General features: G+C 59.1%; 25 protein-coding genes. 13 read left to right on the top strand and 12 right to left on the bottom strand.

The genetic code is table 11. The features are described 5' to 3' along the window. Positions 1–28 precede the first annotated feature (28 nt). Positions 29–2446 (top strand): ATP-dependent RNA helicase, encoded by a 2418-nt coding sequence (locus HMPREF2849_RS02170; RefSeq protein ID WP_070862544.1) that lies wholly within the window; start codon positions 29–31, stop codon positions 2444–2446. On the opposite strand, the gene HMPREF2849_RS02165 is transcribed toward HMPREF2849_RS02170, so the two are convergent. Continuing rightward, positions 2443–3609, bottom strand: a complete 1167-nt coding sequence (locus HMPREF2849_RS02165; RefSeq protein ID WP_246822083.1) for a glycosyltransferase 87 family protein — start codon at positions 3607–3609, stop codon at positions 2443–2445. The two genes, HMPREF2849_RS02170 and HMPREF2849_RS02165, sit on opposite strands and share 4 nt — an antisense overlap. Positions 3610–3693: 84 nt before the next feature. On the opposite strand from HMPREF2849_RS02165, the gene HMPREF2849_RS02160 reads away from it, so the two are divergent. Together HMPREF2849_RS02160 and HMPREF2849_RS02155 are read left to right on the top strand one after the other, a co-directional pair. After that, complete coding sequence (locus HMPREF2849_RS02160) at positions 3694–4416, top strand: YggS family pyridoxal phosphate-dependent enzyme (protein WP_049172553.1); 723 nt, start codon at positions 3694–3696, stop codon at positions 4414–4416. Positions 4417–4446: 30 nt separating this feature from the next. Beyond that, positions 4447–4833, top strand: coding sequence for a Rieske (2Fe-2S) protein (locus HMPREF2849_RS02155; protein ID WP_049172555.1), 387 nt, complete (start codon positions 4447–4449; stop codon positions 4831–4833). 14 nt (positions 4834–4847) lie between these two features. Here the strand turns inward: HMPREF2849_RS02155 and HMPREF2849_RS02150 are convergent, their stop codons facing one another. Both HMPREF2849_RS02150 and HMPREF2849_RS02145 read right to left on the bottom strand, forming a co-directional pair. Then, positions 4848–6062: a Fic family protein gene (locus HMPREF2849_RS02150; protein WP_070862542.1), complete on the bottom strand. Its 1215-nt coding sequence runs from the start codon at positions 6060–6062 to the stop codon at positions 4848–4850. A gap of 202 nt (positions 6063–6264) precedes the next feature. Continuing rightward, a complete protein-coding gene (locus HMPREF2849_RS02145; RefSeq protein WP_049172559.1) occupies positions 6265–7473 on the bottom strand; it encodes an MFS transporter in 1209 nt (402 codons plus the stop codon). Positions 7474–7579: 106 nt separating this feature from the next. Between HMPREF2849_RS02145 and HMPREF2849_RS02140 the strand changes: the two genes are divergently transcribed. Both HMPREF2849_RS02140 and HMPREF2849_RS02135 read left to right on the top strand, forming a co-directional pair. After that, positions 7580–8797 (top strand): saccharopine dehydrogenase family protein, encoded by a 1218-nt coding sequence (locus HMPREF2849_RS02140; protein WP_070862541.1) that lies wholly within the window; start codon positions 7580–7582, stop codon positions 8795–8797. Continuing rightward, a complete protein-coding gene (locus tag HMPREF2849_RS02135; protein WP_070652682.1) occupies positions 8794–9645 on the top strand; it encodes an SDR family NAD(P)-dependent oxidoreductase in 852 nt (283 codons plus the stop codon). Before HMPREF2849_RS02140 ends, HMPREF2849_RS02135 begins: the two co-directional genes overlap by 4 nt. 1 nt (position 9646) lies before the next feature. Here HMPREF2849_RS02135 and HMPREF2849_RS02130 read toward each other — a convergent pair whose 3' ends face one another. The 3 genes from HMPREF2849_RS02130 to HMPREF2849_RS02120 form a co-directional block, all read right to left on the bottom strand. Further along, a complete protein-coding gene (locus HMPREF2849_RS02130; protein WP_049189837.1) occupies positions 9647–9982 on the bottom strand; it encodes a YciI family protein in 336 nt (111 codons plus the stop codon). Positions 9983–10090: 108 nt separating this feature from the next. Beyond that, the gene (locus HMPREF2849_RS02125; protein WP_070549589.1) at positions 10091–10576 is read right to left on the bottom strand and encodes a hypothetical protein; all 486 of its coding nucleotides are present in this window, start codon (positions 10574–10576) and stop codon (positions 10091–10093) included. A gap of 79 nt (positions 10577–10655) precedes the next feature. After that, a complete protein-coding gene (locus HMPREF2849_RS02120; protein ID WP_070862540.1) occupies positions 10656–11984 on the bottom strand; it encodes a PepSY-associated TM helix domain-containing protein in 1329 nt (442 codons plus the stop codon). Positions 11985–12129: 145 nt separating this feature from the next. Here HMPREF2849_RS02120 and HMPREF2849_RS02115 point away from each other — a divergent pair, with 145 nt between their 5' ends. Continuing rightward, complete coding sequence (locus tag HMPREF2849_RS02115) at positions 12130–13167, top strand: aldo/keto reductase (RefSeq protein ID WP_070862539.1); 1038 nt, start codon at positions 12130–12132, stop codon at positions 13165–13167. Here the strand turns inward: HMPREF2849_RS02115 and HMPREF2849_RS02110 are convergent. After that, complete coding sequence (locus HMPREF2849_RS02110) at positions 13151–14149, bottom strand: LLM class oxidoreductase (protein ID WP_049193400.1); 999 nt, start codon at positions 14147–14149, stop codon at positions 13151–13153. The two genes, HMPREF2849_RS02115 and HMPREF2849_RS02110, sit on opposite strands and share 17 nt — an antisense overlap. A gap of 54 nt (positions 14150–14203) precedes the next feature. Between HMPREF2849_RS02110 and HMPREF2849_RS02105 the strand changes: the two genes are divergently transcribed. Next, positions 14204–15121 carry an FAD-dependent oxidoreductase gene (locus HMPREF2849_RS02105; RefSeq protein WP_070862538.1) on the top strand — a complete coding sequence of 306 codons (918 nt, stop codon included), beginning with the start codon at positions 14204–14206 and terminating at the stop codon, positions 15119–15121. On the opposite strand, the gene HMPREF2849_RS02100 is transcribed toward HMPREF2849_RS02105, so the two are convergent. Then, positions 15078–15599: a GNAT family N-acetyltransferase gene (locus tag HMPREF2849_RS02100; RefSeq protein WP_070862537.1), complete on the bottom strand. Its 522-nt coding sequence runs from the start codon at positions 15597–15599 to the stop codon at positions 15078–15080. The two genes, HMPREF2849_RS02105 and HMPREF2849_RS02100, sit on opposite strands and share 44 nt — an antisense overlap. 296 nt (positions 15600–15895) lie before the next feature. Between HMPREF2849_RS02100 and HMPREF2849_RS02095 the strand changes: the two genes are divergently transcribed. After that, positions 15896–17125: an HNH endonuclease signature motif containing protein gene (locus tag HMPREF2849_RS02095; RefSeq protein WP_070862536.1), complete on the top strand. Its 1230-nt coding sequence runs from the start codon at positions 15896–15898 to the stop codon at positions 17123–17125. On the opposite strand, the gene HMPREF2849_RS02090 is transcribed toward HMPREF2849_RS02095, so the two are convergent. Further along, positions 17122–17448 carry a transglycosylase family protein gene (locus HMPREF2849_RS02090; protein ID WP_005511827.1) on the bottom strand — a complete coding sequence of 109 codons (327 nt, stop codon included), beginning with the start codon at positions 17446–17448 and terminating at the stop codon, positions 17122–17124. The two genes, HMPREF2849_RS02095 and HMPREF2849_RS02090, sit on opposite strands and share 4 nt — an antisense overlap. 93 nt (positions 17449–17541) lie before the next feature. Between HMPREF2849_RS02090 and HMPREF2849_RS02085 the strand changes: the two genes are divergently transcribed. Together HMPREF2849_RS02085 and HMPREF2849_RS02080 are read left to right on the top strand one after the other, a co-directional pair. Next, on the top strand, positions 17542–18555 hold the full coding sequence (locus HMPREF2849_RS02085) for an App1 family protein (protein ID WP_049193407.1): 1014 nt from the start codon (positions 17542–17544) through the stop codon (positions 18553–18555). Next, positions 18552–19244 (top strand): AAA family ATPase, encoded by a 693-nt coding sequence (locus HMPREF2849_RS02080; RefSeq protein ID WP_070439245.1) that lies wholly within the window; start codon positions 18552–18554, stop codon positions 19242–19244. The genes HMPREF2849_RS02085 and HMPREF2849_RS02080 overlap by 4 nt, the downstream gene beginning before the upstream one ends. Here the strand turns inward: HMPREF2849_RS02080 and HMPREF2849_RS02075 are convergent. Beyond that, on the bottom strand, positions 19228–20610 hold the full coding sequence (locus HMPREF2849_RS02075; protein WP_070439242.1) for a DHA2 family efflux MFS transporter permease subunit: 1383 nt from the start codon (positions 20608–20610) through the stop codon (positions 19228–19230). The genes HMPREF2849_RS02080 and HMPREF2849_RS02075 overlap by 17 nt on opposite strands. A 59-nt stretch (positions 20611–20669) precedes the next feature. On the opposite strand from HMPREF2849_RS02075, the gene HMPREF2849_RS02070 reads away from it, so the two are divergent. Further along, a complete protein-coding gene (locus tag HMPREF2849_RS02070) occupies positions 20670–21086 on the top strand; it encodes an iron chaperone (RefSeq protein WP_070652678.1) in 417 nt (138 codons plus the stop codon). Positions 21087–21110: 24 nt separating this feature from the next. Here the strand turns inward: HMPREF2849_RS02070 and HMPREF2849_RS02065 are convergent, their stop codons facing one another. Further along, entirely contained in the window at positions 21111–22484 is a 1374-nt protein-coding gene (locus HMPREF2849_RS02065) for an aminotransferase-like domain-containing protein (protein WP_048731913.1), read from the bottom strand. Between HMPREF2849_RS02065 and HMPREF2849_RS02060 the strand changes: the two genes are divergently transcribed. Continuing rightward, positions 22483–23745 carry an aminotransferase class I/II-fold pyridoxal phosphate-dependent enzyme gene (locus HMPREF2849_RS02060; RefSeq protein ID WP_070862535.1) on the top strand — a complete coding sequence of 421 codons (1263 nt, stop codon included), beginning with the start codon at positions 22483–22485 and terminating at the stop codon, positions 23743–23745. The two genes, HMPREF2849_RS02065 and HMPREF2849_RS02060, sit on opposite strands and share 2 nt — an antisense overlap. Before the next feature lie 124 nt (positions 23746–23869). Then, on the top strand, positions 23870–23992 hold the full coding sequence (locus HMPREF2849_RS11450) for a hypothetical protein (protein ID WP_255351592.1): 123 nt from the start codon (positions 23870–23872) through the stop codon (positions 23990–23992). Between the two features lie 38 nt (positions 23993–24030). Here the strand turns inward: HMPREF2849_RS11450 and HMPREF2849_RS02050 are convergent, their stop codons facing one another. Continuing rightward, a complete protein-coding gene (locus HMPREF2849_RS02050) occupies positions 24031–24846 on the bottom strand; it encodes a hypothetical protein (RefSeq protein WP_049172588.1) in 816 nt (271 codons plus the stop codon). Positions 24847–25409: the final 563 nt, after the last annotated feature.

Raw genomic sequence — 25409 nt, 5'->3', positions numbered from 1 at the left:
CCGTCTTTCCGGAGTTACTACCAGTTCTATGAGCACCGAAATCCAGTTCAATTTGCAGAACATTTCTGCAGGCCTGCCGTTCGCGTCGCAACTCGCCTCGCTTGCCGACGCCGTGCGCGACCACGACGTAGTAGTCCAGGCCCCACCGGGTACCGGCAAGACCACTTTGGTTCCACCGGCGGTGGCCAACACCCTGGGCGGCCGCATTGTGGTCACGGCTCCCCGGCGCGTGGCGGTGCGCTCGGCAGCGCGGCGGTTGGCGCAGCTGTCGGGCACGAAGCTCGGTGAGGAAGTTGGCTACTCGGTGCGTGGCGACGCAAAAGTTTCCCGCGCCACCCGCGTGGAGTTTGTCACTCCCGGTGTGCTGCTGCGCCGACTGCTGCGCGACGGCGATGTGGATGCCAGCGCGGTGCTCATCGATGAGGTGCATGAACGCGGCTTGGACACCGACCTGGCGTTGGCAATGGTGCGCGACCTGCGGGATATCCGCGATGACCTGCGCCTTGTCGCTATGTCGGCAACGGTGGACGCACCGAAGTTCGCGGCCTTGCTCGGCGGCTCCACCCCGGCCCCCATTGTGGCGGCGGAGGCAGAGATCTTCCCGCTGGACATCCGCTACGCGCCCTTTCCGCAGCGGCTGGATGCACGCGGTGTGACCGACGACTTCCTGCAGCACGTTGCTGCACAGGCCAGCACACTCGCGGAAGAAGCCGCCGGTGATGTGCTGGTTTTCCTCCCCGGCATCCGCGAGGTGGAACGCTGCGCCGGTTATATCGCGGACTCCTCGGAGGTGGCGGTGCTGACGCTGCACGGCCAGCAGAGCTCCGAGGAGCAGGACCGCGTGTTCCGTCGGCAAGCGGATGGTAGACGCGTAATTGTGTCCACCGCGATTGCGGAATCATCCGTGACTGTGCCGGGCGTGCGCGCCGTTGTCGACGCCTGCCTCGCGCGCGGACCGCGACTCGACATTGCGCGTGGCTTCTCCGGCCTGGTCACCAGCTCGTGTGCACAGTCCTCGGCGAACCAGCGCGCAGGCCGAGCGGGACGTGAAGGCCCAGGCATCGTGGTGCGCTGCGTCTCCCAGTCGGAATTCGCGTCCTTTCCCGCCTGGCCCGCGCCGGAAATCGAGGTCGCCGACCTGACCCAGGCGCTCCTCGACGCCGCCGCGTGGGGCACGCCTGGGATGCAGGGACTGAAGCTTCTCGACGCCCCACCACCCCACCACGCGGAGGTCGCAAACCGCATTCTGGCTGGTCTGGGCGCTGTTGATGAGGCCGGTGACATCACGGAACTCGGCCACACCCTGGCTACCCTGCCGGTGCATCCGCGCATGGGACGCGCGCTGCTGACCGCCACGGCCATGATGCCGGAGCACGCCGACGCGGTCGCACGCGCAGTGGAGAAACTCACCGATGCCCGCGGCTTGGTCAAGCAGGTGCGCCGCATTGAGCTGGATACTGAGGCCCCCGCCAACCTGCTGCCCTCGGACATCCCCGCGCTGGTCACGGCCCTGGCGTGGCCGGATTTCATCGGGCGACGCCGCAGTGCGAACTCCGACGAATACCTCTTCACCGGCGGCACCGCTGCGGAACTCGCCCGTGGTTCTGACCTGCGCGGCCACGAATGGATCGCGGCCGCCGACATCTCGCGGCTCTCCCATGGGCGCGCGCTGATTCGCGACGGCGAGGCGATTGACCTGGAAATCGCCATGCTCGCCGCCGGGCACCTCGCCCGCACGGAGACCACGGCGCGCGTCGAACAGGGCCGCGTTCGCGCCCGCGAGCGCGACCTGCTCGGCGCCATCGAACTGTCCTCCCGCCAGGTCTCCCCGACGCCCGAGCAGTGCATCGCCGCCAACTCCGCCTGGCTTGCCGACGCGCTTACCGACGCCTCCTCCAACCTCGGCCGCGACACCGAACAGCTCCGCCGCCGCATGGCCTTTCTCCACGCTCATCGCGGTAATCCATGGCCGGATGTCTCCCCCGCAGGGCTCGCGGCCCAGGCCGAGCTCCTCTTTGCTGGCGAGCTGGACCGTCTGACCCCACCCAAGCTAGATGCCGAGCACCTCCGCCGCCTGCTGCCCTGGCCGGAGGCCACGGACTTCGACCGGCTGGTGCCCGAACGCCTTGAGGTCCCCTCCGGTTCGAAGATTCGCCTGGAGTACCCGGAGGACCCGACCGACGAAGAGGCGCAGATTGTCCTGGCTGTGAAGTTGCAGGAGTGCTTCGGCCTGGCGGAGACCCCGCAGGTATTGGAAAAGCCGGTGACAATGCATTTGCTGTCACCGGCTCAGCGACCCCTCGCAGTCACTCAGGACTTGGAAAGTTTCTGGAATGGCGCCTACGCACAGGTTCGCTCCGAGATGCGGGGCCGTTACCCCAAGCACCCGTGGCCGGAGAACCCGTGGGAGGAGCAGGCTACTGCGAGAACGAAGCGCCGTCGTTAAGCAGCTGCCTGTGCCCGCACGCGACTGGGCTTGCGCCAGAGGTAGATTGCGTAGCCCAGGCAGGTGAAGAAGAGCACGCCCCCCATGATTCCCTGCATGTTGCCGTAGAACCACTGCCCCACATTGGCAGCGTGGCCGAAGTCATTGCCCACGAACACCTTGTACGGTGCCCACCAGTTGGCAATCATGAACAGGGTGCCGACAATAATGTGTCCAATCTCGCGGATGAAGAGCACCAGCGGCACGAAGACCATGACGATCGACCAGTGGTGACTGACCGCATATGGCCCGGCGAAGCTGACCGCCAGCGCAGCGAAACCAAGGGCTGCGACATCATAACCATTGCGGTGGTAGATCCAAGCCACGAAAGCAGCGGCGATGGCACCGATGAGGAAGAAACCGTAGATGCCAATATCGAGCGCGGTGCCCTCCACCCCGGCGCGGGCGAGCAGACCACTGAACGCCTGGTTGGCCTCATAGGTCGGGGCTCCACCGCGGTTGCCGGCGAAGAACTCATCGGTCCAGAAGTAGATGGACTCCTTAAAGCGCACGGCGAAACCAATAGCGACGGTCACCAGGAACCAGCAGAAGCTCTTGGCCACGGCCGCAAAGTCACGGCGCATGAGGAACACCAGCGCATATGCCGCGGGGGTGATCTTAATTCCCGCCGCGATACCCACGCCCAGTCCACGCAGTTTCTTGGGCAAAAAGCCCAGCACATCGGAGACCACCAGCAGCGCGAGGAAGACGTTGATCTGCCCGAAGAGTACGTTGGCGCGCAGCGGGTCGAGTAGCATCACAACACCGAGCACGCAGGTAGCCATCAGCTTCGGACGCTCAGAGCCGAGACGAGTGAAGACCATCCACAGCATCGCCCACACCGCTGCCAGCGTGGCGAATGTCCAGATGATCTGCAGGGTCACCGGTCCTGCCCAGGTCAGCGGGTAAAACAGCAGCGCCGCAAACGGTGGGTAGATGAAGCGGAAACCCGATCTGGTGGGAAACTCTGGTGAGTAGAGATCCTGGTCTCGTCGTAGTGCCCAGCCGGCGTCTTGGAAGACCTCGAGGTCCATCATGTAGGCAGTTGCCGCAAGATAGATGAAGTCGATGACAACGACCAGCGACACCAGCCCAAATACAATTGCCAAGATCCGTCTCTGCATGACGGAAAGCGTCGAGAGTCTGTCCATGAGCATGATTCGACACTACCGCACAGTTCTTCCTACTCAGGCCTTAGAGTGGGAGGTATGTTCGTGGAAAACTATCGCAAGGTTCGCTCCGAGATTGACGACGCTTGCCGACGAGCCGGGCGCCAGCCCTCCGAGGTCCGCCTGCTGCCCGTCAGCAAGACTGTGCCTGTCGACGCCCTGGTGGAATCCTGGCCGGAGCTCGCAGCAGCCGGCTGCGCTGGCCTAGCGGAAAACCGCGTCCAAGAAGCGGTGGCCAAGGCAGAGGCATTCCGGGAGGCCTTCGGCGACAAGGCACCACATATGGCCATCATTGGTCCGCTGCAGACGAATAAGGCTGGCCACTTGGTCAGTTGTGCCGATGAGTTTCAGGCTCTGGACCGCCCGAAGGTGGCCGGAGCACTGCAGCGTCGCTTGGCTGATTCCGAGCGCACGCTCGATGTGCTGATTCAGGTCAACGCCTCCCGCGAGCCGCAGAAGTCGGGTCTGGCACCGAGCCACGCGGCTGAGTTTGTCCGCATGTTTGGGCCCGATGGCGAATACCCGAACCTGCGCCTGCGCGGGTTTATGACCATCGCGGCCCAGAATGATCCGAATGTGCGCGAGACCTTCGCGGAGCTGCGGGAGCTGCGGGACAGTCTGCTCGGGGATTTGCCGGACGGTGTCAGCCTCGACGAACTGTCAATGGGTATGTCCGGCGACTACCACGAAGCCATCGCCGAGGGGGCGACCACCGTGCGTGTGGGACGCGCCATCTTCGGTGAGCGCTCCTATCAGAAATAAAGGTAATCAAATGAAGGTAATCTCAGTGCCATGAGTTCTGATGTCTCCCCGTGCTCCCGTCGTCGTTTCCTCCTGGGAACTGCCGCCACTGCAGCTGGCGCACTCGTAGCCGCTTGTGCACCAAAGTCTGCGGTGGAGAAGGTTGACGCTGCCGACATTCCGGTTGGTGGCGGTGTGGTGATCGGCAATTACGTCGTCACGCAGCCGGAGGAAGGCAAGTTCGCCGCTTTCTCCAGTTCCTGCCCGCACCAGAATGGTCGTATCACCGAGGTCAGCAATGGTGTGATGATTTGCCCGAACCACAACTCCCACTTTGATATTGCTACTGGTGAGGTTGTTTCTGGTCCGTCGCGTAAGCCCGCTGGTCAGGCATCGCTTTCAGCTGAAGGCACTGAGCTGATTGTGGGCCAGAAGTAGGTTCCGGAAGCAGATTAGTGTTCGGTGGGTTCAAGGCCTAGAAGGTCTACGCCAGCCGGCGCTAGCTGGAATCGCAGCGGGCGACGGCTCGTCGGCGTTGCCAGTCCTTGAGCCTCTAACTCGGCGAGATACTTTCGCGCTGTCCGCTTCTCCTTGCCGATGGTGTCGGCGACGTGTTCGAGCTTGATTCCATAATCAGGTCCGAACAACCGAACCTGTGCCAGGACAAACAGCGTCCCGATTTCGTTGTCTGTCAGCGACACGGACAGTGCCTGCTCGGGCGAGTTGGTTAGCTCAGCTACCCGCTGTTCAAGCTTCTCGCACTGGTGGGACTTCATCTGCAGCTCTTCCAGCAAATACTGCTGAGCATTCAGAATGACATCAGCCATCACCTCGACGAAGAACGTGACTTCGCCCCGGTTCATTGGGTCTTCCGTAGTGGTAAAAGCCTTGTAATACTTCGCTTTATCCTCAGCGAGTTGGCGAGAAATAGTCAGCGCTGTGGCAGGTGAGAGTCTCTCCCGCAAAGCCACTGACAGCAGAAAACGCCCCATCCGACCATTGCCGTCATAAAACGGGTGAACGAACTCGAACATGAAATGGCTTGCCAGGATTCGAATAAGCCGATTGTCCTCTGAGGAATTCACCGTTTCCAGGAACTCATTGAGAAGTTGGTGAATGGCAGCTTCACTTTCAACACCGCGATGAATCTGTCGCTGCCCATCGGTAATTGTGACCGTTGATGCTCTAAAGAGTTCACCGTCTAACTCATCCTCGGCGCCAATTTCATCGCCGAGAAGTTGATCGTATTGCTGCCGGATCCCTGTGAGCGTTGTCGGAAACTCAATCCGCTCATCGTTTGCCAGCCGGAAATAGAGCTGACTGAACTCATGAAAGCGCTTGTGCTGGGTTCCCGAAGTGTTGTCCAACGCCTCGGCGACTTCTCGCCGTGTGGAGTGGATTCCCTCAATCTCATTGGTGGCTACCACCTCGGCCAGGAGCAGATTGAAGAGATAGTGAGTCCGCGCTGCACCCGGCAGACGATTCCACAACTGTGAAATCTGCAGCTCTAGAGACAGAATCTTTTCAACCTTGGCTGCGAGATCGCTTGTAATGCAGCAAAAGAGTGGCCACTGCCCCAGCGGAAAGTGCCACTGAATCGTCGACGGGGAGTCTTTGCGTGACTGGTACTCGCTCTCCACTGCCTGTTCCGCATCGTGTGCAGACATGTGGAAGATCCTCTTAAGCGGATAGTGCTTCACGGCGAGTCTCCCCCCTTCTGTTTCCAATGCTTTTTACATGATGCTTTCTACATATAGTGCCCTAAAAACGAACCCTTAATGTAAAAAATCACCGTTTTTTTACATTAAGGGTTCGTTTCTTGGTGTCTAAATGTACCTTGCTGGCGATTTTCCCCCTACCGCGTTACCCTTAGCGCCTCGGCTTCAACCCCGCTACGGCACACGCGCCCGCGATGAAGGACAGCGCCACCAACCACGGAATCAGCCCTGCCCACTCGAAGCGACTGAACACCATGCCGGATACCCAACCGACAATGGACGAACCCGCGTAGTAGCTGAACAGATACATCGATGACGCCTCGGCGCGGTCGCGCTGTGCCACCAGGCCCACGCCGGACGAGGACAGCGAGTGCGCCACGAAGAACGATGCCGTGAACACGAGCACGCCCACGATCAGCGCGGACAACCACGGCAGCAGCGCCAGCCCCAGGCCCATGCACGCCGCCAGAGTCGCAATGGCGATGAGGCGACGGCGGCTCACCGTCTTCGCCCACACACCCGCGCGTGCCGACGACCACGTGCCCGACAGGTAGAGAATAAATACGAACCCTGCCAGTGCCGGGGAGAGCCCGAACTTATCGCCCAGTCGGAAGCCCAGGTAGTTGTACAGGGAGACAAACGCTCCCATAAACAGGAACGCCAGGGCGCACAGCGCCAGGATGCGCGGGTCGCGCAAATGTCGCGCAATGGCCTGCCCCTCCCCTGCAAACGACAGTTTCTTCGGCTTAAACCTGCGCTGTTGCGGCAGGAAGTACCAGGTCAGAATGGCGAAGATGAACGCCACCGTCGCCGAGACCGCAATCGCCACCCGCCAGGAGGCGAACTCCAGCACAATGGACGGAATGATACGGCCGAGCAGGCCACCGACCGTCGTGCCCGAGATATACAGCCCCATCACGCGACTGACGTGGTCGGCGTGGACTTCCTCACTGACATACGCCATAGCCACTGCGGGCACACCGGCAATGACAATGCCCTGCAACAGGCGCAGTGCAATCATCGAACCGATGCCCGGCGCGATTGACACCACGAGCCCCAGTAGCGTTGCCACAAATGCGCTGATGACGATGACGCGCCTGCGTCCAAAGCGTTCCGACAAAATGGACACCGGGATAATCGCACAGGCCAAGCCACCGGTGGTGGCGGATACCGTCAGCGCGGCGGTGGCGGGGTCGACCGATAGCTCGTCGGAAAGCGTGGGCAGTAGCGCCTGCGTTGCGTAGAGCGCTTGGAACGATGCCAAGCCAGCGAAAAGCACAGCAATAAGCGCGCGACGGAATCCGGGATCTTCTGGCCGTAGTCCTTCGATCTGTTCGGGGTTTTCGTTAGCGCTAGTCACTTGTCCTAGGTTAGCCCTCCCTCCAAACCCCTCGCTGAATACACGGATTCAGAAAACCTTTTTAATTCGCCCGCGGTATCGCTTTTGTTTTATTAGTTTCGTAGGCATGACTACTTCTTCCGCACAGCCACAGAGTCGCAACCACGACCGCGAGTACGACATCGTCGTCTACGGTGCCACGGGTTTCGTGGGCCGCTTGATTGTGGACTATCTGGCTAAACACGCCGGTCAGACGAAGGTGGCGCTTGCAGGCAGGAACGCTCAGAAGCTTGCCGACGTCGCGGAGAACGCAGGCGTATCGGACTGGCCGGTCATTGTTGCGGATGCCGCCGACCAGCCGGCGGTGGCTGAGCTTGCGGCCAGTACAAAGGTGGTGCTGACCGTTGTGGGGCCGTACGCGAAGTACGGTCGCACCCTGGTGGCCGAGTGCGCCAAGGCCGGTACTCACTACGTCGACCTGTGTGGCGAGGTGCTGTTCGTCCACGACTCCATCGCGAATAACCACGAGGTGGCGCAGCAGACCGGAGCGAAGATTGTCCACTCCTGCGGCTTCGACTCGATTCCTTCCGACGTCGCTGTCCGCGAGCTCCACGAGGCGGCCCACACCAAGCTCGGTGAGACAACCCTGCTGTTCAAGCACGTCAAGGGCGGTGTCTCCGGTGGCACCATCGATTCGGTCCGCGTCCAGCTTGCACAAGCCAAGAAGGACCCCAAGCTGCGTCGCATCATCGCGGATCAGTACGCCCTGGCTGAGCCGGGTCCCGACCAGGGTAAGTTCGGCGTCGACCTGCGCCCGGCGCGCTTCCGCCGCCACTGGCGAGCGCCCTTCTTCATGTCGCCGTTCAACACCCGCATTGTTCAGCGCTCGGCGATGCTGGCGGATTACGGTGATTCCTTCCGCTACCGCGAGCTACTCAATGTCGGCCGCGGTCCGAGAGCTTTCGTGCGCGCAAATATTTTCGCGGCTGTCTCTAGGTTGGCGCTGGCGGCGATGGCGTTCGGGCCGACGGCCAAGCTCATTGATAAGAAGCTGCCGAAGCCGGGTGAGGGCCCGAGCGCTGAAGAACAGGCCGAGGGTCGCTTCACCATCGAGGCCTACACTGTCGATACTTCCGGCATTCACTGGCGTTCCAAGGTGTCTCTCGAGGAAGACCCGGGGTACGCAGGCACCGCGATTATGATTTCCAGCGCCGCCCTCGCACTCGTCCACGACGATCTGCCGGACGCTACCGGCGTGCTCACTCCTACTGTCGCGCTTGGCGACGCCCTGTCCCGCCGTCTCCGCGCGGGCGGCATGACCATTGAGGCGGTGCAGGCTCGATGATTGGCGGCCTGACCGGTGCTTTTGCGAATCTCACCCGCGGACCGAAACTGCCGAGTGTAGGTGGCGGCCGTGCGTTAGTGACCGGCGCTTCCTCCGGCATCGGCTGGGCATGCGCGGAGGCACTGGCCGAGGCCGGTTTCGAGGTCGTTGGTACGTCCCGCAGGGGCGCCGAGGCGCCGCACCCCGAGGGCGTGCAGATGGTGGCGCTCGACATGTCCAGCGCCGACGACATCGCTGCTGTGGTCGCCCACGGGCCTTACGACGTCGTCGCCGCCAACGCCGGTGAGAGCCAGTCGGGCGCTTTCGAGGAGCTACCCCGCGAGGCGATTGAGCGTCTCTTCCAAGTCAATGTTCTGGGACAGGTGGAGCTGTTACAGCAGCTGCTGCCCGGCATGCGCGAGGCCGGTCGTGGCCGAATTGTGCTGGTTGGCTCGATGCTCGGCGGGTTGCCGCTGTCCTACCGTTCTTCTTACGTGGCGACGAAGGCCGCTATCCGCGGCTTCGGGCTTTCGTTGCGCGGTGAAGTCGCGCAGTTCGGTATTGGGGTGACGGTTGTCGAGCCGGGTGCCATCAACACGGGGATTTCTACACGTCGGACGACGTATGGCGATGAGGGCTCCGTTTACGCTGCTGATGTCCACCGCATGCTGACGAAGTTGAATGCCAATGAGAAAGGTGGCATTCCCGCTTCTGAGATTGCTGAGGTGGTTATGCGCGAAGTGGCTGCCGAGCGACCTTTGGCTCTAGTGGCGCGGGGGTCGTCGGCAAGCGTTGCGGTGCCCTTCATGCGCCGAATCCCGACGCAAGCGATGTTGACCATCATGCGCCGGGTGCACGGGCTGCGGTGAGTTAATCGGCGACGGCGCGCATTTCAACGGCCTGCGCACACGCCTCCGCGGCTTCGTGGGCTAGGTTGATGGCCTCTTGCTCGTCTGCGACTTGGACGATCCAAAAAGCTGACGGGAACGTCATCGCGTTGTAGTACGGCAGATCGCTGTGTGAACCATCCGGCAGCACCGTCATGGCATCCTCCGGCGGTACCAGCCCGCCGGACATAACCCAGTGGCCTTCGTCCTGAAGCTTCTGATTGAAGCGCCCAATCCGTTCAAAGGCAGCGTGCATTTCCTCATCAGAGTCATACGCGTTGATATCTCTGCGGCCATGGACCGTGAAAAAGTACTGCACACCAAGCTCCTGAGTTTCGTTTTGCTAAGTGTAACAGATTGCGCGGGGCTGGAACCGGGAATTTGCACGGAATTTAGAGCTTTGGTTAAGCGTTTTTGCGGCCAGGGCCTAGTTTTCCTGTCTCGCAGCGGCGGCTCGCTGTGCCCTAATCTCCGCTACCTGCTGCTTGCGGGTATTGAAACCCATGCGCCACGGGGCGGCTAGACCTGACTCGGGGGCATGCGGGTTATCGCGCCAAGATTTGCCCTCGTTGTAGGCCTGCGCGCCCTCACGGTATGCGGCGGATTGCTGAGAAAAGGTTGGATACGGCTGTTCGGTGGTCTGCCTGGCCTGCGCGCCGACAGCTTTCATTCTTGCGCGCAGTTCCTTGACTTTGTTCTTCGCCCTTTCGTCATGCTGTTCCTGCTGCTCTGCAATCTCAGCGAGTGCCTGTTGCTCGGTGATGGGGTCGAACGAGTCTTGTCCTGCCTTGTCGTAGGCTTCCTTAGCGCGCGGGGTGCGCTCCCAATCACGCAAAGACGGATTGTAAACGCACCAATCTTCCTGACCGTCGTCTTTGTAGATACTGCCGCTGTGATCCCAATACCTTGTCATGCGTTTACCCTCCTGAGTGTTTTTTATGGGTCTTACCACGCCGTTAGGTACAGGGAACCCGAAGGCGACAGAACCTACACTAACCTCTCCGCAGCTTCCGCCAGACCCAATCAACAATCACGAAGCCAACAAGCGTCACACCAAACAGTGGTGCAACCACCGAGTAGGCAATCAGCAGCGCCACAACAGCTGCTGCAACACCCGGGCGAATGTCCCGCCAACGCGTCGGCGCCGGGAGCCTGCCAGGGCGGCCACCTCGACCGCGCCCAAACCACATGGCGTACCCGCGCACAATCATCGCCAACAGAGCGACACCGATCAGTGCCAGGACCAGCTGATTCACCCAACCGAACAAGATGCCCATGTGCGCGTTAATCAGCCATTCGGTCAGTTTCGCCGGCAGCGGCCAGTCCGCAAAGTGAATCCGATCGACCATCGTTCCGGTCGACCCGTCAACGGTGACGGTCTCAATACCCATCCGCCATTCCTCGCGGGCTTCCTTGGCCATCCACACCGTGCCAGCTTCCGGTGGTGTCAGTTCGACTTTCCCGGACAGGCCCTCGGAACGTGCGAGGTTCATAACATTATCTGCCTCTGACCAGTCGTAATTCGCTGGCGCAGTCGCAGTCATGGCTGGTTTCGGCGCGTACCAGTCCATCGTCTCGCGCAGCTTTGCGATGCCCGTTCCAGCCACCCACGACCACGTCAGGCCGGTGACAGTCAGGAACAGAAGTCCAACGCTGACCGCCACGCCAACATTCGCGTGACGACGCATATGATGCGCCCTCTTACTTGTTCCCTGTGTCCGCTTGCGACGCGAACGGTCCCACCAGAGCCAGAGGCCACCAATAGCCAGTGCGCCCATCCAGGATGCTGCCGTCTCGGAGTAGAGGCGACCAAAGTTGCTATCAATCCAGAGCCTGCGGTGCCCTTCCGAGATCCACGCCCGCAGTGGCAGCGCCGCCGAGGAACCGTATTGCACCAGGTCACCCTTGATACTCAAGTCGCCTGGGTCAACGAACACCGCATGTCGGTAGGACTCCGACTTCAGCTGCTCATCATTGAACATGACTCGCGTTGTCTGCCCCGGCTTTTCCGGGACCTGCACCGCGGTCACCGGCAGGTCAGGGTGCACGCGCTGCGCGACCTCAACCTGCTTTTCCAGTGGTTGTGCGGGAAGGCTTGATGTTGCAGTTAGTTCTTCGTGGTAAACCACCTTTTCTATGCTCGGGGCGAGGGCGTACGCCACGCCTGTGATAGCTGCAATAACGAGTAGTGGCGCAACGAAGATGCCTGCAACGACATGGATTCGGTGCAGTAATGCTCGTGGTCCACCATTTTTCTGAGTCTGTGCGACGGGGTTTGCGGCTGGCGTTCCAGCGGCATCGCCTGTGGCTATTGAAGTCATGCCTTATTAGTCGGACGAATTGCCTCAGTTGTTCCCCAGCAAGCTCACTTTTATTACTTCCAGGGGTAACCATTTGGCCACGCGCCTCGTTGTCGGCCACCTTGTGCGCAACTACCCGTCGTTAAGCACGCGTACCCTCGTAGACATGGCTTACCCAGACGTGTACTGCGCCGATGAAAACCGCTACGAAACAATGCCGTACAACCGCTCCGGCAGCACGGGGCTGAAGCTTCCAGCCATTACGCTGGGACTTTGGCATAACTTTGGTGATGACCGGCCGCTCGAGACGCAGCGCGAGATTCTGCGCACCGCGTTCGACCACGGCGTCACACACTTCGACCTCGCCAACAATTACGGCCCACCGCAGGGCTCTGCGGAGGCGAACTTCGGTCGCATCATGGCCAAGGATTTCGCTCCTTACCGCGATGAAATGATCATTTCCTCCAAGGCCGGTTGGTACATGCAGGATGGCCCCTACGGTTTCGGCGGCTCGCGGAAGTACCTCGTGGCCAGTTGCGATGCCTCGCTGAAGCGCATGGGGCTGGATTATGTGGACATTTTCTACCACCACCGCCCCGACCCGGATACGCCTATCGAGGAAACCGTCGCCGCCCTCGACTTCCTCGTCCGCTCCGGTCGCGCGCTCTACGTCGGCGTGAGCTCCTACTCCCCCGAGCTCACTCGTCGCGCGCAGAAAATCGCCCGTGAGCTGGGCACACCGCTGACCATTCACCAGCCGAGCTACTCCATGTTCAACCGCTGGATCGAGGACGAACTGCTGGCAACCTGCGCCGACGAAGGCATGGGTGTCATCGCCTTTTCCGCGCTTGCGCAGGGGCTTCTCACCGACCGCTACTTGGATGGCGTGCCGGAATCCTCGCGTCTCGGGGCGCACAAGATGAACTCGGGGTTCCTCAACGACGACACGCTCACCGCCATCCGCGAGCTCAACGCCATTGCTTCACGACGAGGCCAGTCCCTGGCACAGATGGCCATCTCGTGGGTGCTCCGCCGTGACGAAGTGACCTCCGCCCTGATTGGCGCATCGTCGGTGGAGCAGCTGAAGAACAGCCTCGGCGCCCTGGAGGCTGCGCCGTTTAGCGATGAAGAACTCGCGGAGATCGACAAGTGGGCCGTCGACCGCGGGATTAATCAGTGGCAGGGCGCTACGGAGTCTGTGTAGGGAGCTCATCGAGCGCCGGCAGCACATACTCAATCAGCTCATCAATCTGCTCTTCCGCATCCCGCTTCGAGGTACGAAAGTTGATGCTGACGTGGTTGATACCGAGCTGGCGCTGGGATTGCAGCAGTTCAATGAGCTTGTTGCGGCCAAGGCGGTACCCGAAGTGGCCGCCCTGTGCGGGTGCATCGGGGTCTTCATGCAGGTCAATCCACAGTGATTCCAAGAAGGGCTTGAACACGCCCTCGCCACACTCCTGCGCCACCGCCTCCTGCCAGTTGGCGATGTTTTTCTTCTGCATCTCCAGGCCTTTGTGGTACATGAACCACCCGTCGGTATGCGCGGCCTTCCACTCCAGGCTCTGCTGACAGGAGCCGGTGGCCAACAGCGGAACTCGGCGGGCCAGCGGCTTGGGCACCACATCGGATCCGCCCATCTTGCCCTCGGACCACCGGATAGGCCGGTAGCTAGTGCTCAGGGCCTTTTTATAGACCTCGATATGCTCGCGGAAACGCTCACCCCGCTTGCCTTTGTCCTGGTTAAAGGCGGGAAACTCCTCGGGTCGGTCCCCAGTGGCAACGCCGAAGAGGAAACGACCGTCGGAAAGCCTGTCCAGTGTGGCAGCGCGCTTGGCCATCACCAGCGGATGCTGGAAGGGCACGACGACTGCACCGGTGCCGAGCGCGATATCGGTGGTGTGTGCGGCGATGTAACTGAGGTACATCCAGGGGTCGTAGACCTGGCCGACGTCGCCGAATGTTTCCACGCGCAGCGGGATGTCGCGTGCCCACACCGCCGCGATGCCTGCGCGTTCGACTTTCTGAATCAGCCGAATCTGGTTGCTCAGCGCGTCCTTGGGCTCGGCTTCGGCGTCCTGCTCGATGGGCAGGCTGAGCCCCACCGTGAGTCGGCCCGGCGCGAATGTGCGCTGGTAACCGGGTAGTTCGTCGATGGGCTTGTCCGAAAGATCAAACAGCGAGCTCATGGTGCTCCACGGTAGTACAGCTCGAGGTGCGGCACTCGTCGTTAAGCTGGAAACATGCTTGAGGATGTCATCATCGTCGGTGGCGGCCAAGCTGCCCTCGCTACCGCCTATTACTTGCACAAACGCGGCATTGATCCGCTCATTCTGGACAATCAGCCCGCTCCCGGCGGCTCCTGGCGCAATGTCTGGCCCTCACTGACGCTCTTTTCCACCCCGGACTTTTCCAACCTTCCGGGCATCCAGATGCCCGATTATGACGGTTTCCCGCCCGCTTCCCACGTGATTGACTACCTCAGCTCCTACGAAAAGCGCTACGAACTGCGCGTTCAGCGCCCGGTCGCCGTCACGCACGTCTCCCATGACGGCACCTTCCACCTCACCAGCGATGCCGGTGACTTCGAATCCCGCCAGCTCATCGCCGCCACCGGCAACCAGCCCTTCGTCCCGTATTACCCCGGCACGACCACCGCGAAACAGTGGCATTCGGCCAACTACCCAGGTCCCGAGCCATTCGAAGGCTCCCGCGTTGCCGTTGTCGGCGCGGCAAACTCCGGCGCACAAATTGCCTCTGAACTGGTACTTTCCAACATCGACACCAGCTGGTTCACCCGCCACGAACCACGCTGGATGCCCAACGACGTCGACGGCCGCGTCCTGTTCAAACGCTACCGGCAGGACGCCACCGACAGCATCGGCGACATCGTCGTCCTACCGCCCGTCCGCAAAGCCCGCGACTCCGGCGCACTCACCTGGACGCCCATGTTTTCTTCGCTTGACGACGTCCACGCGGACCACCTCATCTGGTGCACCGGTTTCCGCCCAGCGCTCGACCCTTTCCGCAGCATCGACTCTGACCTCATCGAGTTCGTCGGCTACGGCGACTGGGTTGGCCCCGGTGCCGCCACGATCATGGGTGTTGGCCCCTTCGCTAAGCGCGCGGCCGAGCGGGTGGCTGCCCGTCTGTCAGCATGACCTGCATCAACAGCATGTCCAACCATCGCCCGTTCTTCGTCCCCACCTGCGGCAGTAGCCCAACACGCTGAAAGCCATACTTTTTGTGCAGCGCAATCGACCCCTCATTGCCGCCTTCAATCGCCACAACCAAGACATGCTTTCCCGCCTCGCGAGCAGCATCGATGGTCGCGCTTAACAGTGCGCCTCCAATTCCCCTGCCTTGAAAGTTCGGATGCACGTAGATGGAGTTTTCCACCGTGTACTGAAACCCGTCGAAGTCACGGAAATCGCTAAAGGTGGCATATCCAGCGACTTCGTCGTCAAGCGTGGCGACGAAAACCGGGTAGCCCTTGTCCCAGTGCGCCTCCAGCCATGCGATGCGATTCTCCGCGCTGACGGTGTCATCGTTCCAGATGGCGACGGTGTTGATCACGGCCTCGTTGTAGATCTCCGCGATTGCTGCGGCGTCCTCCCGCGTTGCCTGTCGGATGATCATGGTTTTACTCCCCGCTGTCTGCGCTGTTTCTGTGCTGTTTTCTACAACTCCGCTTTTATGAAAGCGAGATTACCAAGCTTTCAATTTCGAACGGGTGTTTTATTTGTATTTTGGTACGCTACCCCGCGAACAACCCACAAACACCCAGGTAACATGTGCTTTTATAGTCGGCTAACCATCTTCGAAAACTCCCCAATATTTCTTTTCATTTCTCTTTACAAACTAGAAACATGCCCGTATGATAGCAAGTAAGTTCGAAAGAAAACCGACAACCATTGGAGCACCAGGGGGATCCAATGAAGTCCGAACAAGTACCCGAACCATATTGGGCTCACGAAAATCCTGAAGATGAGCTCTCAGCACTCGCGCGGGCTACCAACCGCGCCCAACTTGAGTTGATTGAAGCCTGCTGCCCTGCAGGTGATGATGACGTTGAAAACCATGCCGCTCGCATCAGCATTCGGCTGGGAATCACCCGCAGTGAAGCACTGCGTATCTGTGACATTGGCCTGTTGCTGGAGAAAATGCCACAGTTGGCGGAATACGCCCGGGAAAGCTGCGCATTATCCATGCGGCAACTCGGCATCATTGCACATGGCGTAGTCGGCATCGAGCCTGATCAAATACCCGATGCAGAGAAGAAGATTCTGGCATTGGTTACGCCACGGAAGCGTCGTCAAGCAATGATTGGTCCTCGCACGCTCACCACCAAAATTGGTGATATTGCTGCGGACTTGGATGACCGTGCTCGCGCCGACGGCACAATTCCCACCATCACCGACACGGAATCGGTGACTCTGGTGGAACGTCCCGACAGCTACTCCCAAATCATTCTCACACTGCGGCCGGACCGCGCCTATTTCGCCATGTGCGCAATTGAAACGGTCTTCCGCGCGAATGAGGAAATGACGCAGGCGGATGCATTTGTGGAACTCATCCACCAGCGCACCAATGCGGAAGTTGTGCTCAATGTTTTCCGCGAGCCCCACAGTGATGACGCCTGGCTGGACAGTGCCGGCTGGCTAGGCGCGCTGGTCACGGAGGAGTGGATGCAAAAGGTGACGCATGTCCGCCTCTCAGCAGACAGCGCCACCAATGGTTACCGCCCAACTCCAGCGCAGGTCGCCCGCGTCCACGGTCGCGATGGAACATGTCGCTTCCCCGGCTGCGAAGTCCCAGCGTACAAGTGCGATATTGACCATATCGCGCCGTACAACCAGGAAGACCCCGAAGCCGGTGGTCCCACCGACACGCAGAATCTGCACTGCCTATGCAGGAAGCACCACAACCTGAAAACCCACAAGCTCTGGGATATCACCGCTTATGAGGACGGCTCAGAGGTGTGGTCCTCTGCCGACGGCGTTACCGCGGCGACCGTCCCGGCCGGACCATTAGCCGGGTTCGGCCGACAGACTTTTGACAAACGCGCTACCCAGAAGACGAAAGCACGCCATGACCACTACATGAAGTGGTGGCTGTCATTCGCGGCTGTGCCAGATCTGGTCTTTGATGATGGGGAGGATTAACCCAGCGGACCACCGCAGTTCGGCCATGCGCCAGCACCCTGGGAGGCAAGCACGCGCTCGCCAATCTCAATCTGCTGCTCCTTAGTGGCCTGGTCAGCCGTCGGTGCGTACTGGTCACCGCCGTGGCCGCTCCAGGTCTGCTGCGAGAACTGCAGTCCGCCGTAGTAGCCGTTACCGGTATTGGTCTGCCAATTTCCGCCGGACTCACAAGCCGCAACCTGATCCCAGGCGCTAACTGATGCAGCGTTAGCGGCCGCGGTCGGGGCAGCAATCATGCCTGCTGCCACAGCGGCGGATGCGATGAACTTACCGGAAAAACGCATAAAAAGAGAACACTCCTAAAGGGTTGACTTTTCTCTTGGGCGACCAACCTACGCGCACCCTCCCCCGTCCTGTCAACCCGTATCCTGGAAAGCATGTCCGTGGCAGATGTCGTCCGCAAGACCGAGAGAAGGATCAACGCGCTGGCCGCCAAGCGTTCCAAAAACGCTGGTTGGGAACCGGAAATCATCGGTTTCACCGGGTACGGAAATGCAGAGCGCGTGCGCGTATTCGGCCGTGTCCTCCTGAAGGATCCGGCCAAAAAACGAGACGAAGAACGAAACAAAAAACGCGGATTTTGGCAGTTCTTTACCGTCGAACTCGCGGACTTTCCCGTCACCATCACTGCCGGCGACCGCACGGTGGAAACCACCACGGATAGCAACGGCTATATCGAGGTACTAATCAGGAATCACGGCCTGGAACCCGGCTGGCACGAAATCACCATCAACGACACTCCTGCAGAGGTCCTCATCCTCTCCCCGGAGACCAAATACGGCATCGTCTCCGATATTGATGACACCGTTTTGGTCACTATGCTGCCGCGCGCCCTCATCGCCGCCTACAACTCCTGGGTCAAGGAGACAGACGAGCGCAAGGCCGTCGCTGGCTTCAGCGAGTTCTATGCGCAACTTCGCCGTCGTTACGCGAGCAAAACCGACGAGGACACGGACGTTCCCGTCATCTATCTCTCCACCGGAGCGTGGAACACCTTCAGCACACTAAAAAAGTTCCTACACCGCAACAACCTGCCGAAGGGCCCACTGCTTCTCACCGACTGGGGGCCAACGCCCACCGGCCTGTTCCGCTCGGGCAAGGAACACAAGAAGGTGCGGCTGCGGGACCTGTTTATTGACTTCCCCGAGATCAACTGGATCCTCGTCGGCGATGATGGCCAGTACGACCCGCTCATCTACGGCACGGCCGCGGCGGAGCATCCCGACAAGGTCGCGGCCATCGCAATCCGCAACCTCACTCCCAGCGAGCACGTGCTCTCTCACGGCACGGCAGTGCCAATTGAAAAGCTGGAGAACAAGGAGGTCCCGTTCATCGAGGGCGCAGACGGCTTTGAACTGCTCAAACAGATCGACCAACTGCCGCAACCATGATCTACCTCCGCCATGCCCGTATTCACGATGATGCCGAGCTCCCGGCGTACGTCGTAAAGCTCGCCCTGCCCTTCCCCATGGCCTTCACCACGCCGATTACCATTCTGACCGGCGAAAACGGCAAGGGAAAGTCGACGGTGCTGGAGGCGTTGGCGTCGGCGATGGGTGTCGATACGGACGGTGGCTCGCGATACAAGACGCAAGAGCGCACCTCCCCGGTCCCACTGGCGCTGACCAGGCGCAATCCCCCGGACACGTTCTTCTTTCGCGGCGACGCGCACCTGAACCTCGCGCGCTATTACGAGTCGCTTGGGCAGCTACCAGGTGGCAGAGAAATGGCAGACCTCACCCAGATGAGCCACGGCCAATCCATCATGACGCTGGCCGAACGCCGCTTCAGTCCCGAATCACTGATTTTCCTTGACGAACCCGAGGCCGGACTGTCGGTCCTACGCCAACTGGAGCTCCTCGGCCGCCTCGGCGCGCTCGCGGAAGCCGGCGCACAAATCATCATGGCGACGCATTCCCCCATCCTGCTCGCCACGCCAGAAGCAACGATTATTTCGCTTGACGACGCCGACACCACCCACTTCGAAGACACCCTCGCGGTACGGGCAACCAGGGATTTCCTAGCCGATCCCGTCGGCATCGCGGACTACATGGTGGAGCGTTTTACTTCGGATTCTTAAGCCCCAGCGCCGCCACGACACCCAGGGCCGACAGTGCCACCGGCAACCACATCGCGTCACTCATGGCGGTGGTGAAGTCGCCACGGTTGCTGCTGAGCGCCGCCGCCATGACGGTGGCAATCAGTGCGCTACCCAGCACACTGCCAATCTGGCGGATGGTGTTGTACACACCGGAGGCAGCACCGGCGAGGGACGGGTCGATGTTGCGGGTGGCAGCCGTCGACAGCGTGCCCCAAATAAACGCGTTTGCCACACCGAATGCGGCGCCCGGCAGCAGCAGCCACAGCACGGAAAGGTCCTCGTGGATGAGGTAGTGGAACCCGAGCATGCCCACCAGTGAGGACCCAAAACCAATCAGCGCGAACTCACGGAACTTCAGCCGGTCTAGCATTCGCCCAGTCCACGGTGCCATGACACCGGAGATGACCGCCTGCGGCACGAGCAGTAGTGAGGCTTGGATGGTCGATAGGTCGCGGGCATTCTGGGCGAAGAGGATGATTGGGAAACCAACCGCGACCACCAGCGCCCCCGTCACAGCAATCGCCAGCGAGGAGATGGTGAAGTTGCGATCCTTAAAAAGGGACAGCGGCATCAACGGTTCGGCCGTGGTCTTGGCCTCCCACGCGGTGAATAGTCCAAGAACCACCACGCCACCGGCAATCAGTGCCCAGATCCAACCGGACCAGTCGGCACTCTCCCCCTCCTGAATGCCGAAGACCAGCAGGAACATACCAATCGCGCTGAGTACAACACCGAGATAATCAATCTTGTTGCGGTGCGTCTCAAAGGTCGGCAGATAGCGGAACGCAAAAACGAGCCCGATCAGCCCAATCGGCACATTAATGAGGAAAATCCAGCGCCAACTCAGCAGCTCAATCAACACGCCACCGGCCAGCGGCCCCGTCAGCGAGGCAATTCCGGCCGCCGCACCCCACAGGCCCATCGCCGCACCGCGATGCGCCGGCGGAAACATCTGCGTAATCAGCGCCATCGTCTGCGGCGTCAGCAGCGCGGCCCCCAGTCCCTGCACCACGCGGGCAATGATCAGCATGCTTAACGACGGCGCCAACCCACACGCCAGCGACGCCAACACGAAGATAACCAGGCCCGCTACATAGGTGTGCTTGACTCCCCAGAGGTCACCGAGCCTGCCAGTAATGAGCAACGGCACGGCATAGGCCAGCAGATAACCACTGGTCACCCACATGACCTGGTTGAGCTCACCGCCCAGTTCATGCTGGATGGTGTTGATACCAACGGTGACAATGGTGGCGTCGACCAGGATCATGAAGAAGCCGAGTAACACGGTCCATAGCGCTGGCCACGCCTTTTTGGGATCAAACTGAGTATTCAAATCTGTAGCCACTCGGAGTTATGTTAGTTGATGGCTCGGGTGTTAGTTGATGGCACAGTAAAATCCAGGCTATGGCTGTTCAGCATATGACCGATGAAACCATCGCCGAGTTCTTCGCCAATCACCTCTCGCGGGTAGATGATGACACGCAGCGCGCTGTCGCTCTCGAGGTGTTGGAATGGGTTCATGAAAAGTACCCGGAACTCGGCGTTCGCATTGCCTGGAATCAGCCGATGTTCACGCTCGATGGCACTTTTATCATCGGTTTTTCCTACGCCAAGAAACACATGTCCATCGCCCCAGAGCGCGACGGCATTGTGAAGTTCTCCGACGAGTTCGATGACCGCGGCCTCTCCTACGGAAAAATGATGGTCCGCTTCCCCTGGCCAAAGGATGGCAAGGCCGAGTCCATGCCGCTGGACCTGCTGGCCAAAATGATTGAGTTCAACATCGAGGACAAGCGCGGGATGACCAAGTTTTGGCGGTAGGAAGGTCTCCGTCGAATTTAGTGGCTAGCCCGAAACCACGCTGTCCAGAATCATCGCAGCATCAACAAATCTCTCGGGATGGGGACCCGCGAAGTTCAGGCGTAAATACGGGCCGATTTCCTCGGAGGGAAACCAGTCCCGTCCTGGCGCAACTATCAGTCCCCGTCCTTCGCAACGTTCGGCAACCTCTTGGGGGTCTGTGCCATCGGGAAGCCTGCACCACAAGTTGAGTCCTCCTTGAGGCACGTGTGGAGTTTCCACCGACGGCGCATATCTGGATAAAGCTTCAAGCAAATCATTTCGTCGCTGTCGCAGTGCGACCTGCATATTTTTGAGGTGCGTCGCGTACGCACTTTGCTTGACGACGTCCAGCGCCACGGCCTGCAAAATTCCACTGGTGTACAACGCTTCGGCTGAAACTTCTGCGAGTATCCGCTGAAGAACCGGCCCCTTGGCAATTACTGCCCCTACCCGAACTGCAGGCGAAATCACCTTTGTCAGCGATCGCAGATAGATGACATGCCCTTCGGCATCATCCGCCGCTATCGGAACATCAGGTGCGTCGAATGCGAAATCATGTGCCCAATCGTCCTCAATGAGGAAAGCGTTGAACGCTCTTATGATTTCAATAATTGTTTTACGACGAGCTGTCGACCACCGTTTCCCATGAGGGTTACCGAACGTGGGTTGACCATAAAAAGCTCGTGCAGAACTCGTTCGTAGCAGCCTCTCCAAACTCTCGGGGATTGGCCCCTCATCATCACTTTCCACTGGTAGTAGAGAAATCCCAGCCTGCCGAGCAGCCAGGATTGCACCCCAATATGAAGGCGACTCAATGATGAGTTCCTTCGGTGAAATGGCACGAAAAATGGCACCGAGCCCGCTCTGTGTGCCCGGAACAATAACCACATCGCGCTCATTTGCCCGTACCAGTTGCGAAGCAAACCACTGCCGCAGTTCTGCCATCCCCCGCACCGGTGCTCGTCGATAGGCATCGTACGATTTACTGACTCTGGTAAGCGCTCTTCGTACCAAGTTCGTTGGCAGCAGAGATTCATCCGGATAACCGGAATGCAGACTGATTGCCTCATCAGTGGAAGCTCTCTGGGTGGCGGCCAGAACCCTTCCGGTATTGGGCTGAGGTCCCAGCGCTCCGACTTGCCAGCTAAAGTCCGCCCGTGGGAGTTGTTGGCGATGCCTGACGAATACCCCCACGCCGACTCGCACTTCTACCAGTCCGCGGGTAGCCAGTTCGTGGATAGCGTTTCGCACTGTCACCGGGCTAACCGAATACGACCGTGTGATTTCACGGCTGGATGGCAGCTTTTCTCCGGCTTTGTGTTGCGCAATCCACGTTTCCAGCTCGCCGACCAACATAGACGTGCTACTGTTAACCATGAATATACATAGTAGCGCTATCGTATCGAAGCGCGCAGTGCTATCCTGCCCAATCCATTTTTCGCATCACCTCGACAATGTTCTCTATGACCTGCGCGGACCAATTCAGGACAAGGCCGACGAGCTACAGCGCCAGGGCGTAAAGGTCATTCCCCTCAATGTCGGAAATCCTGCCCCATTCGGCTTCCGGCCATCTGCAGAGGTACTTTCCGCTATGCACCGTGGCCTCGAGGAAACTTCTGGATACTCAAATTCCCTCGGCCTGAGCGACACCCGTCAGACTGTCGTGGACTACTACTCGCAGAATGAGGACTTCCCCGCCCTCGATAGCAATCACGTTCTTGTCGGAAATGGTGTCTCGGAGCTGGTAAACCTATGTCTACAAGCTCTCATCAACGACGGTGATGAGATCCTCATCCCCTCACCCGACTATCCACTCTGGACCGCATCCACCACCCTCGCCGGCGGAGTCCCCGTGCACTATTCCTGCCTAGAAGAAAATAATTGGCAGCCAGACGTCGATGCCATACGCGAGTCCATCACAGCCAAAACTCGGGCGATTGTCATCATCAATCCAAACAATCCCACAGGCGCCATCTACTCACCGGAGACTCTCTCCCAGATTGCCCAGCTCGCACGTGAGCACAATCTAGTGCTGCTTTCCGACGAAATCTACGACCGCATTGTGTACCCTGGAGCCTCGTTCACTCCAACAGCTTGCCTAGCGCAGGATGTCCCCTGCTTAACGTTCTCCGGCCTTTCCAAGACGCATCGCTTGGCCGGATTGAGAGCTGGATGGGTGACTGCAACTGGATTTCGCGAACAGGACACCCTGTTTAAAGGAATTCGACTACTGGCCTCAATGCGGATGTGCGCCTCAATTCCAGCCCAGCACGCGATTGCTGCCGTGCTGGGCAAAGAACACAGCATCGACAATTTAGTACGACCCGGTGGCCGCCTCTTCGAACAAAAAGTTGCTGCCACTACAGCACTCAGCAAGATTCCCGGAATCTCGTTCATCGAGCCGCAAGGGGCGCTGTACATTTTCATTCGACTAGACGGCAATATTTACGAAATTGATAAGGATGAGGACTTCGTTCTCTCGTTTCTGGAAGCAGAACACATTCACATCGTCCAAGGCAGCGCTTTCAATGTGAAAGGCGGGACATATGTCCGGATTACTTTTCTTCCTGAGGTCGAGACAATTGAACATTTCGCCGCTCGCTTCGCAGCTCACCTGGAGAAGTACGCTAAGCGCTAGCCCCTACCTACATCGCTAAATCCGCCAGGGCATCCTCATCAATAAAGGCCGTCCATCTTCGACCCGCGCAGGTATTGAAAAGTTCTCCGACGAGTTCGATGACCGCGGCCTCTCCTACGGAAAAATGATGGTCCGCTTCCCCTGGCCAAAGGATGGCAAGGCCGAGTCCATGCCGCTGGACCTGCTGGCCAAAATGATTGAGTTCAACATCGAGGACAAGCGCGGGATGACCAAGTTCTGGCGGTAGGTCGGGGTTGATTACCAGCCCTGGAAGCTGCCAAGCACTTAATGAGCATTCCTTTCCTCAGCGAGATCACGCAGGAATGTGTCTTTGTCGTCGCAGTAAATCTCAATCGAGGAAACCATCATTGGTCCCTTGTAAAGATCTTCTGCCACGACCTGCGAATCGACTTCTAACTTGACGTTCACTTCACTCAAAACAGGCACCCTGAGATTGCCGTGCTCGTCAATTGCTACGTCCCCTCCTTCACCTGCCGTTACGGAGCTCGCATGACGTAAGTGTGACCACGGAATTTCGCAAATAAGCCTTCGCCCATTTCGCAGTACGAGTCCTTGCGGTGTCATTAGATGTGGATGATCCCGAACAGTTACGTAAAATCCAGATAAAAGAACTACGGCATAAACACTAATTACCAGCAATAAATATCGCCAAAACGCATTAGAAATAGCAAAATGCACTATGCTTATTTCTGCAACGCTCAGCGCCAGTATCATAAAAACAACAGTTCGAAGGTTTCTATATGCTGTGAAGGATCTGACTTCACTGTCGACATTTCTCTGAGGCTTAAAAAAGGTGAAAGCAGCTAGCAGCGAACCAACTTCCGAAACGAGTAACGCTAGTATTTTTCGAGGTACGCCAAATTTCTTTGACGTCTCGGACAGCGAAGAAGCCCATGACCTGCCATTTCTGAGATAGTCTTGCCACATACCTCCAAACAGTAAGAGAAAAGCCGCAACCACCACGGCAAGTGGTAACAGGAATACCCAACCCGGCAAACCAGATACCACATTCATAAGAAGGAAAAGAACTCCTTCAAAAATAATTGCGGCACCCAGCATTGCTCTAAATACAATTTTCATGTTTGCCTTCCGACTATGAATTGGCAGGTTTTCCTCGGAAGAAGATTACTCACCAAACGGGCTCTCTCTTAATACTTCTTACACATTCTTGAGTTGCCTTTTCACGATATGAACAGGTACCAAATGGTCGTTAAAATATGGCCGTAAGCCAAGCTCATGACTGAACACCGCTATATCAATGCCCCAGATGGGGGCCGACTGCCCTCATGCACATCTCAAAACTATTCAAGTTTTCTTCTACTTTCAATACAAAATGAGTTGTGAGATTTCTACATTTCTTCTCGTGAGCCGTTGCAATGCTAGCTGGCCGACGCATCCGACGACTTATGGCCACGCTATTCACCTATCGATGCGCTACAGCGTGTCCACAAGTGAATAGCGCATCGACAAGTGAGAGAGCCTGGCCCACAGCGTGCGCATAAGTGCCGAAAAACCATCGATAAGTCAGGAGAATCCATCGACAAGTCCCCGAAACCTGGCCATAAGTGCCGGACAGGGTTAAAGGAGAGTTAAAGGACAAGCCAACAACCTCGGGTTAAGTGACAAAAAGTGTGTCTGATTTT

It is taken from the genome of Corynebacterium sp. HMSC073B01 (assembly GCF_001838255.1).
Classification (GTDB): domain Bacteria; phylum Actinomycetota; class Actinomycetes; order Mycobacteriales; family Mycobacteriaceae; genus Corynebacterium; species Corynebacterium jeikeium_D.
Note: the sequence above shows the minus strand (reverse complement) of the source record. Positions and strands in the feature narration are given on the sequence as shown.

Coding starts and splice junctions, on each gene's coding strand:
- HMPREF2849_RS02160 (WP_049172553.1), top strand. CDS start 3,694: ATGTTCGTGGAAAACTATCGCAAGGTTCGCTCCGAGATTGACGACGCT.
- HMPREF2849_RS02120 (WP_070862540.1), bottom strand. CDS start 11,984: ATGACTTCAATAGCCACAGGCGATGCCGCTGGAACGCCAGCCGCAAAC.
- HMPREF2849_RS02095 (WP_070862536.1), top strand. CDS start 15,896: ATGAAGTCCGAACAAGTACCCGAACCATATTGGGCTCACGAAAATCCT.
- HMPREF2849_RS02050 (WP_049172588.1), bottom strand. CDS start 24,846: ATGAAAATTGTATTTAGAGCAATGCTGGGTGCCGCAATTATTTTTGAA.
- HMPREF2849_RS02115 (WP_070862539.1), top strand. CDS start 12,130: ATGGCTTACCCAGACGTGTACTGCGCCGATGAAAACCGCTACGAAACA.
- HMPREF2849_RS02135 (WP_070652682.1), top strand. CDS start 8,794: ATGATTGGCGGCCTGACCGGTGCTTTTGCGAATCTCACCCGCGGACCG.
- HMPREF2849_RS02125 (WP_070549589.1), bottom strand. CDS start 10,576: ATGACAAGGTATTGGGATCACAGCGGCAGTATCTACAAAGACGACGGT.
- HMPREF2849_RS02105 (WP_070862538.1), top strand. CDS start 14,204: ATGCTTGAGGATGTCATCATCGTCGGTGGCGGCCAAGCTGCCCTCGCT.
- HMPREF2849_RS02170 (WP_070862544.1), top strand. CDS start 29: ATGAGCACCGAAATCCAGTTCAATTTGCAGAACATTTCTGCAGGCCTG.
- HMPREF2849_RS02085 (WP_049193407.1), top strand. CDS start 17,542: ATGTCCGTGGCAGATGTCGTCCGCAAGACCGAGAGAAGGATCAACGCG.
- HMPREF2849_RS02065 (WP_048731913.1), bottom strand. CDS start 22,484: ATGGTTAACAGTAGCACGTCTATGTTGGTCGGCGAGCTGGAAACGTGG.
- HMPREF2849_RS02165 (WP_246822083.1), bottom strand. CDS start 3,609: ATGCAGAGACGGATCTTGGCAATTGTATTTGGGCTGGTGTCGCTGGTC.
- HMPREF2849_RS11450 (WP_255351592.1), top strand. CDS start 23,870: ATGATGGTCCGCTTCCCCTGGCCAAAGGATGGCAAGGCCGAGTCCATG.
- HMPREF2849_RS02060 (WP_070862535.1), top strand. CDS start 22,483: ATGAATATACATAGTAGCGCTATCGTATCGAAGCGCGCAGTGCTATCC.
- HMPREF2849_RS02080 (WP_070439245.1), top strand. CDS start 18,552: ATGATCTACCTCCGCCATGCCCGTATTCACGATGATGCCGAGCTCCCG.
- HMPREF2849_RS02100 (WP_070862537.1), bottom strand. CDS start 15,599: ATGATCATCCGACAGGCAACGCGGGAGGACGCCGCAGCAATCGCGGAG.
- HMPREF2849_RS02110 (WP_049193400.1), bottom strand. CDS start 14,149: ATGAGCTCGCTGTTTGATCTTTCGGACAAGCCCATCGACGAACTACCC.
- HMPREF2849_RS02070 (WP_070652678.1), top strand. CDS start 20,670: ATGGCTGTTCAGCATATGACCGATGAAACCATCGCCGAGTTCTTCGCC.
- HMPREF2849_RS02090 (WP_005511827.1), bottom strand. CDS start 17,448: ATGCGTTTTTCCGGTAAGTTCATCGCATCCGCCGCTGTGGCAGCAGGC.
- HMPREF2849_RS02155 (WP_049172555.1), top strand. CDS start 4,447: ATGAGTTCTGATGTCTCCCCGTGCTCCCGTCGTCGTTTCCTCCTGGGA.
- HMPREF2849_RS02150 (WP_070862542.1), bottom strand. CDS start 6,062: ATGTCTGCACACGATGCGGAACAGGCAGTGGAGAGCGAGTACCAGTCA.
- HMPREF2849_RS02140 (WP_070862541.1), top strand. CDS start 7,580: ATGACTACTTCTTCCGCACAGCCACAGAGTCGCAACCACGACCGCGAG.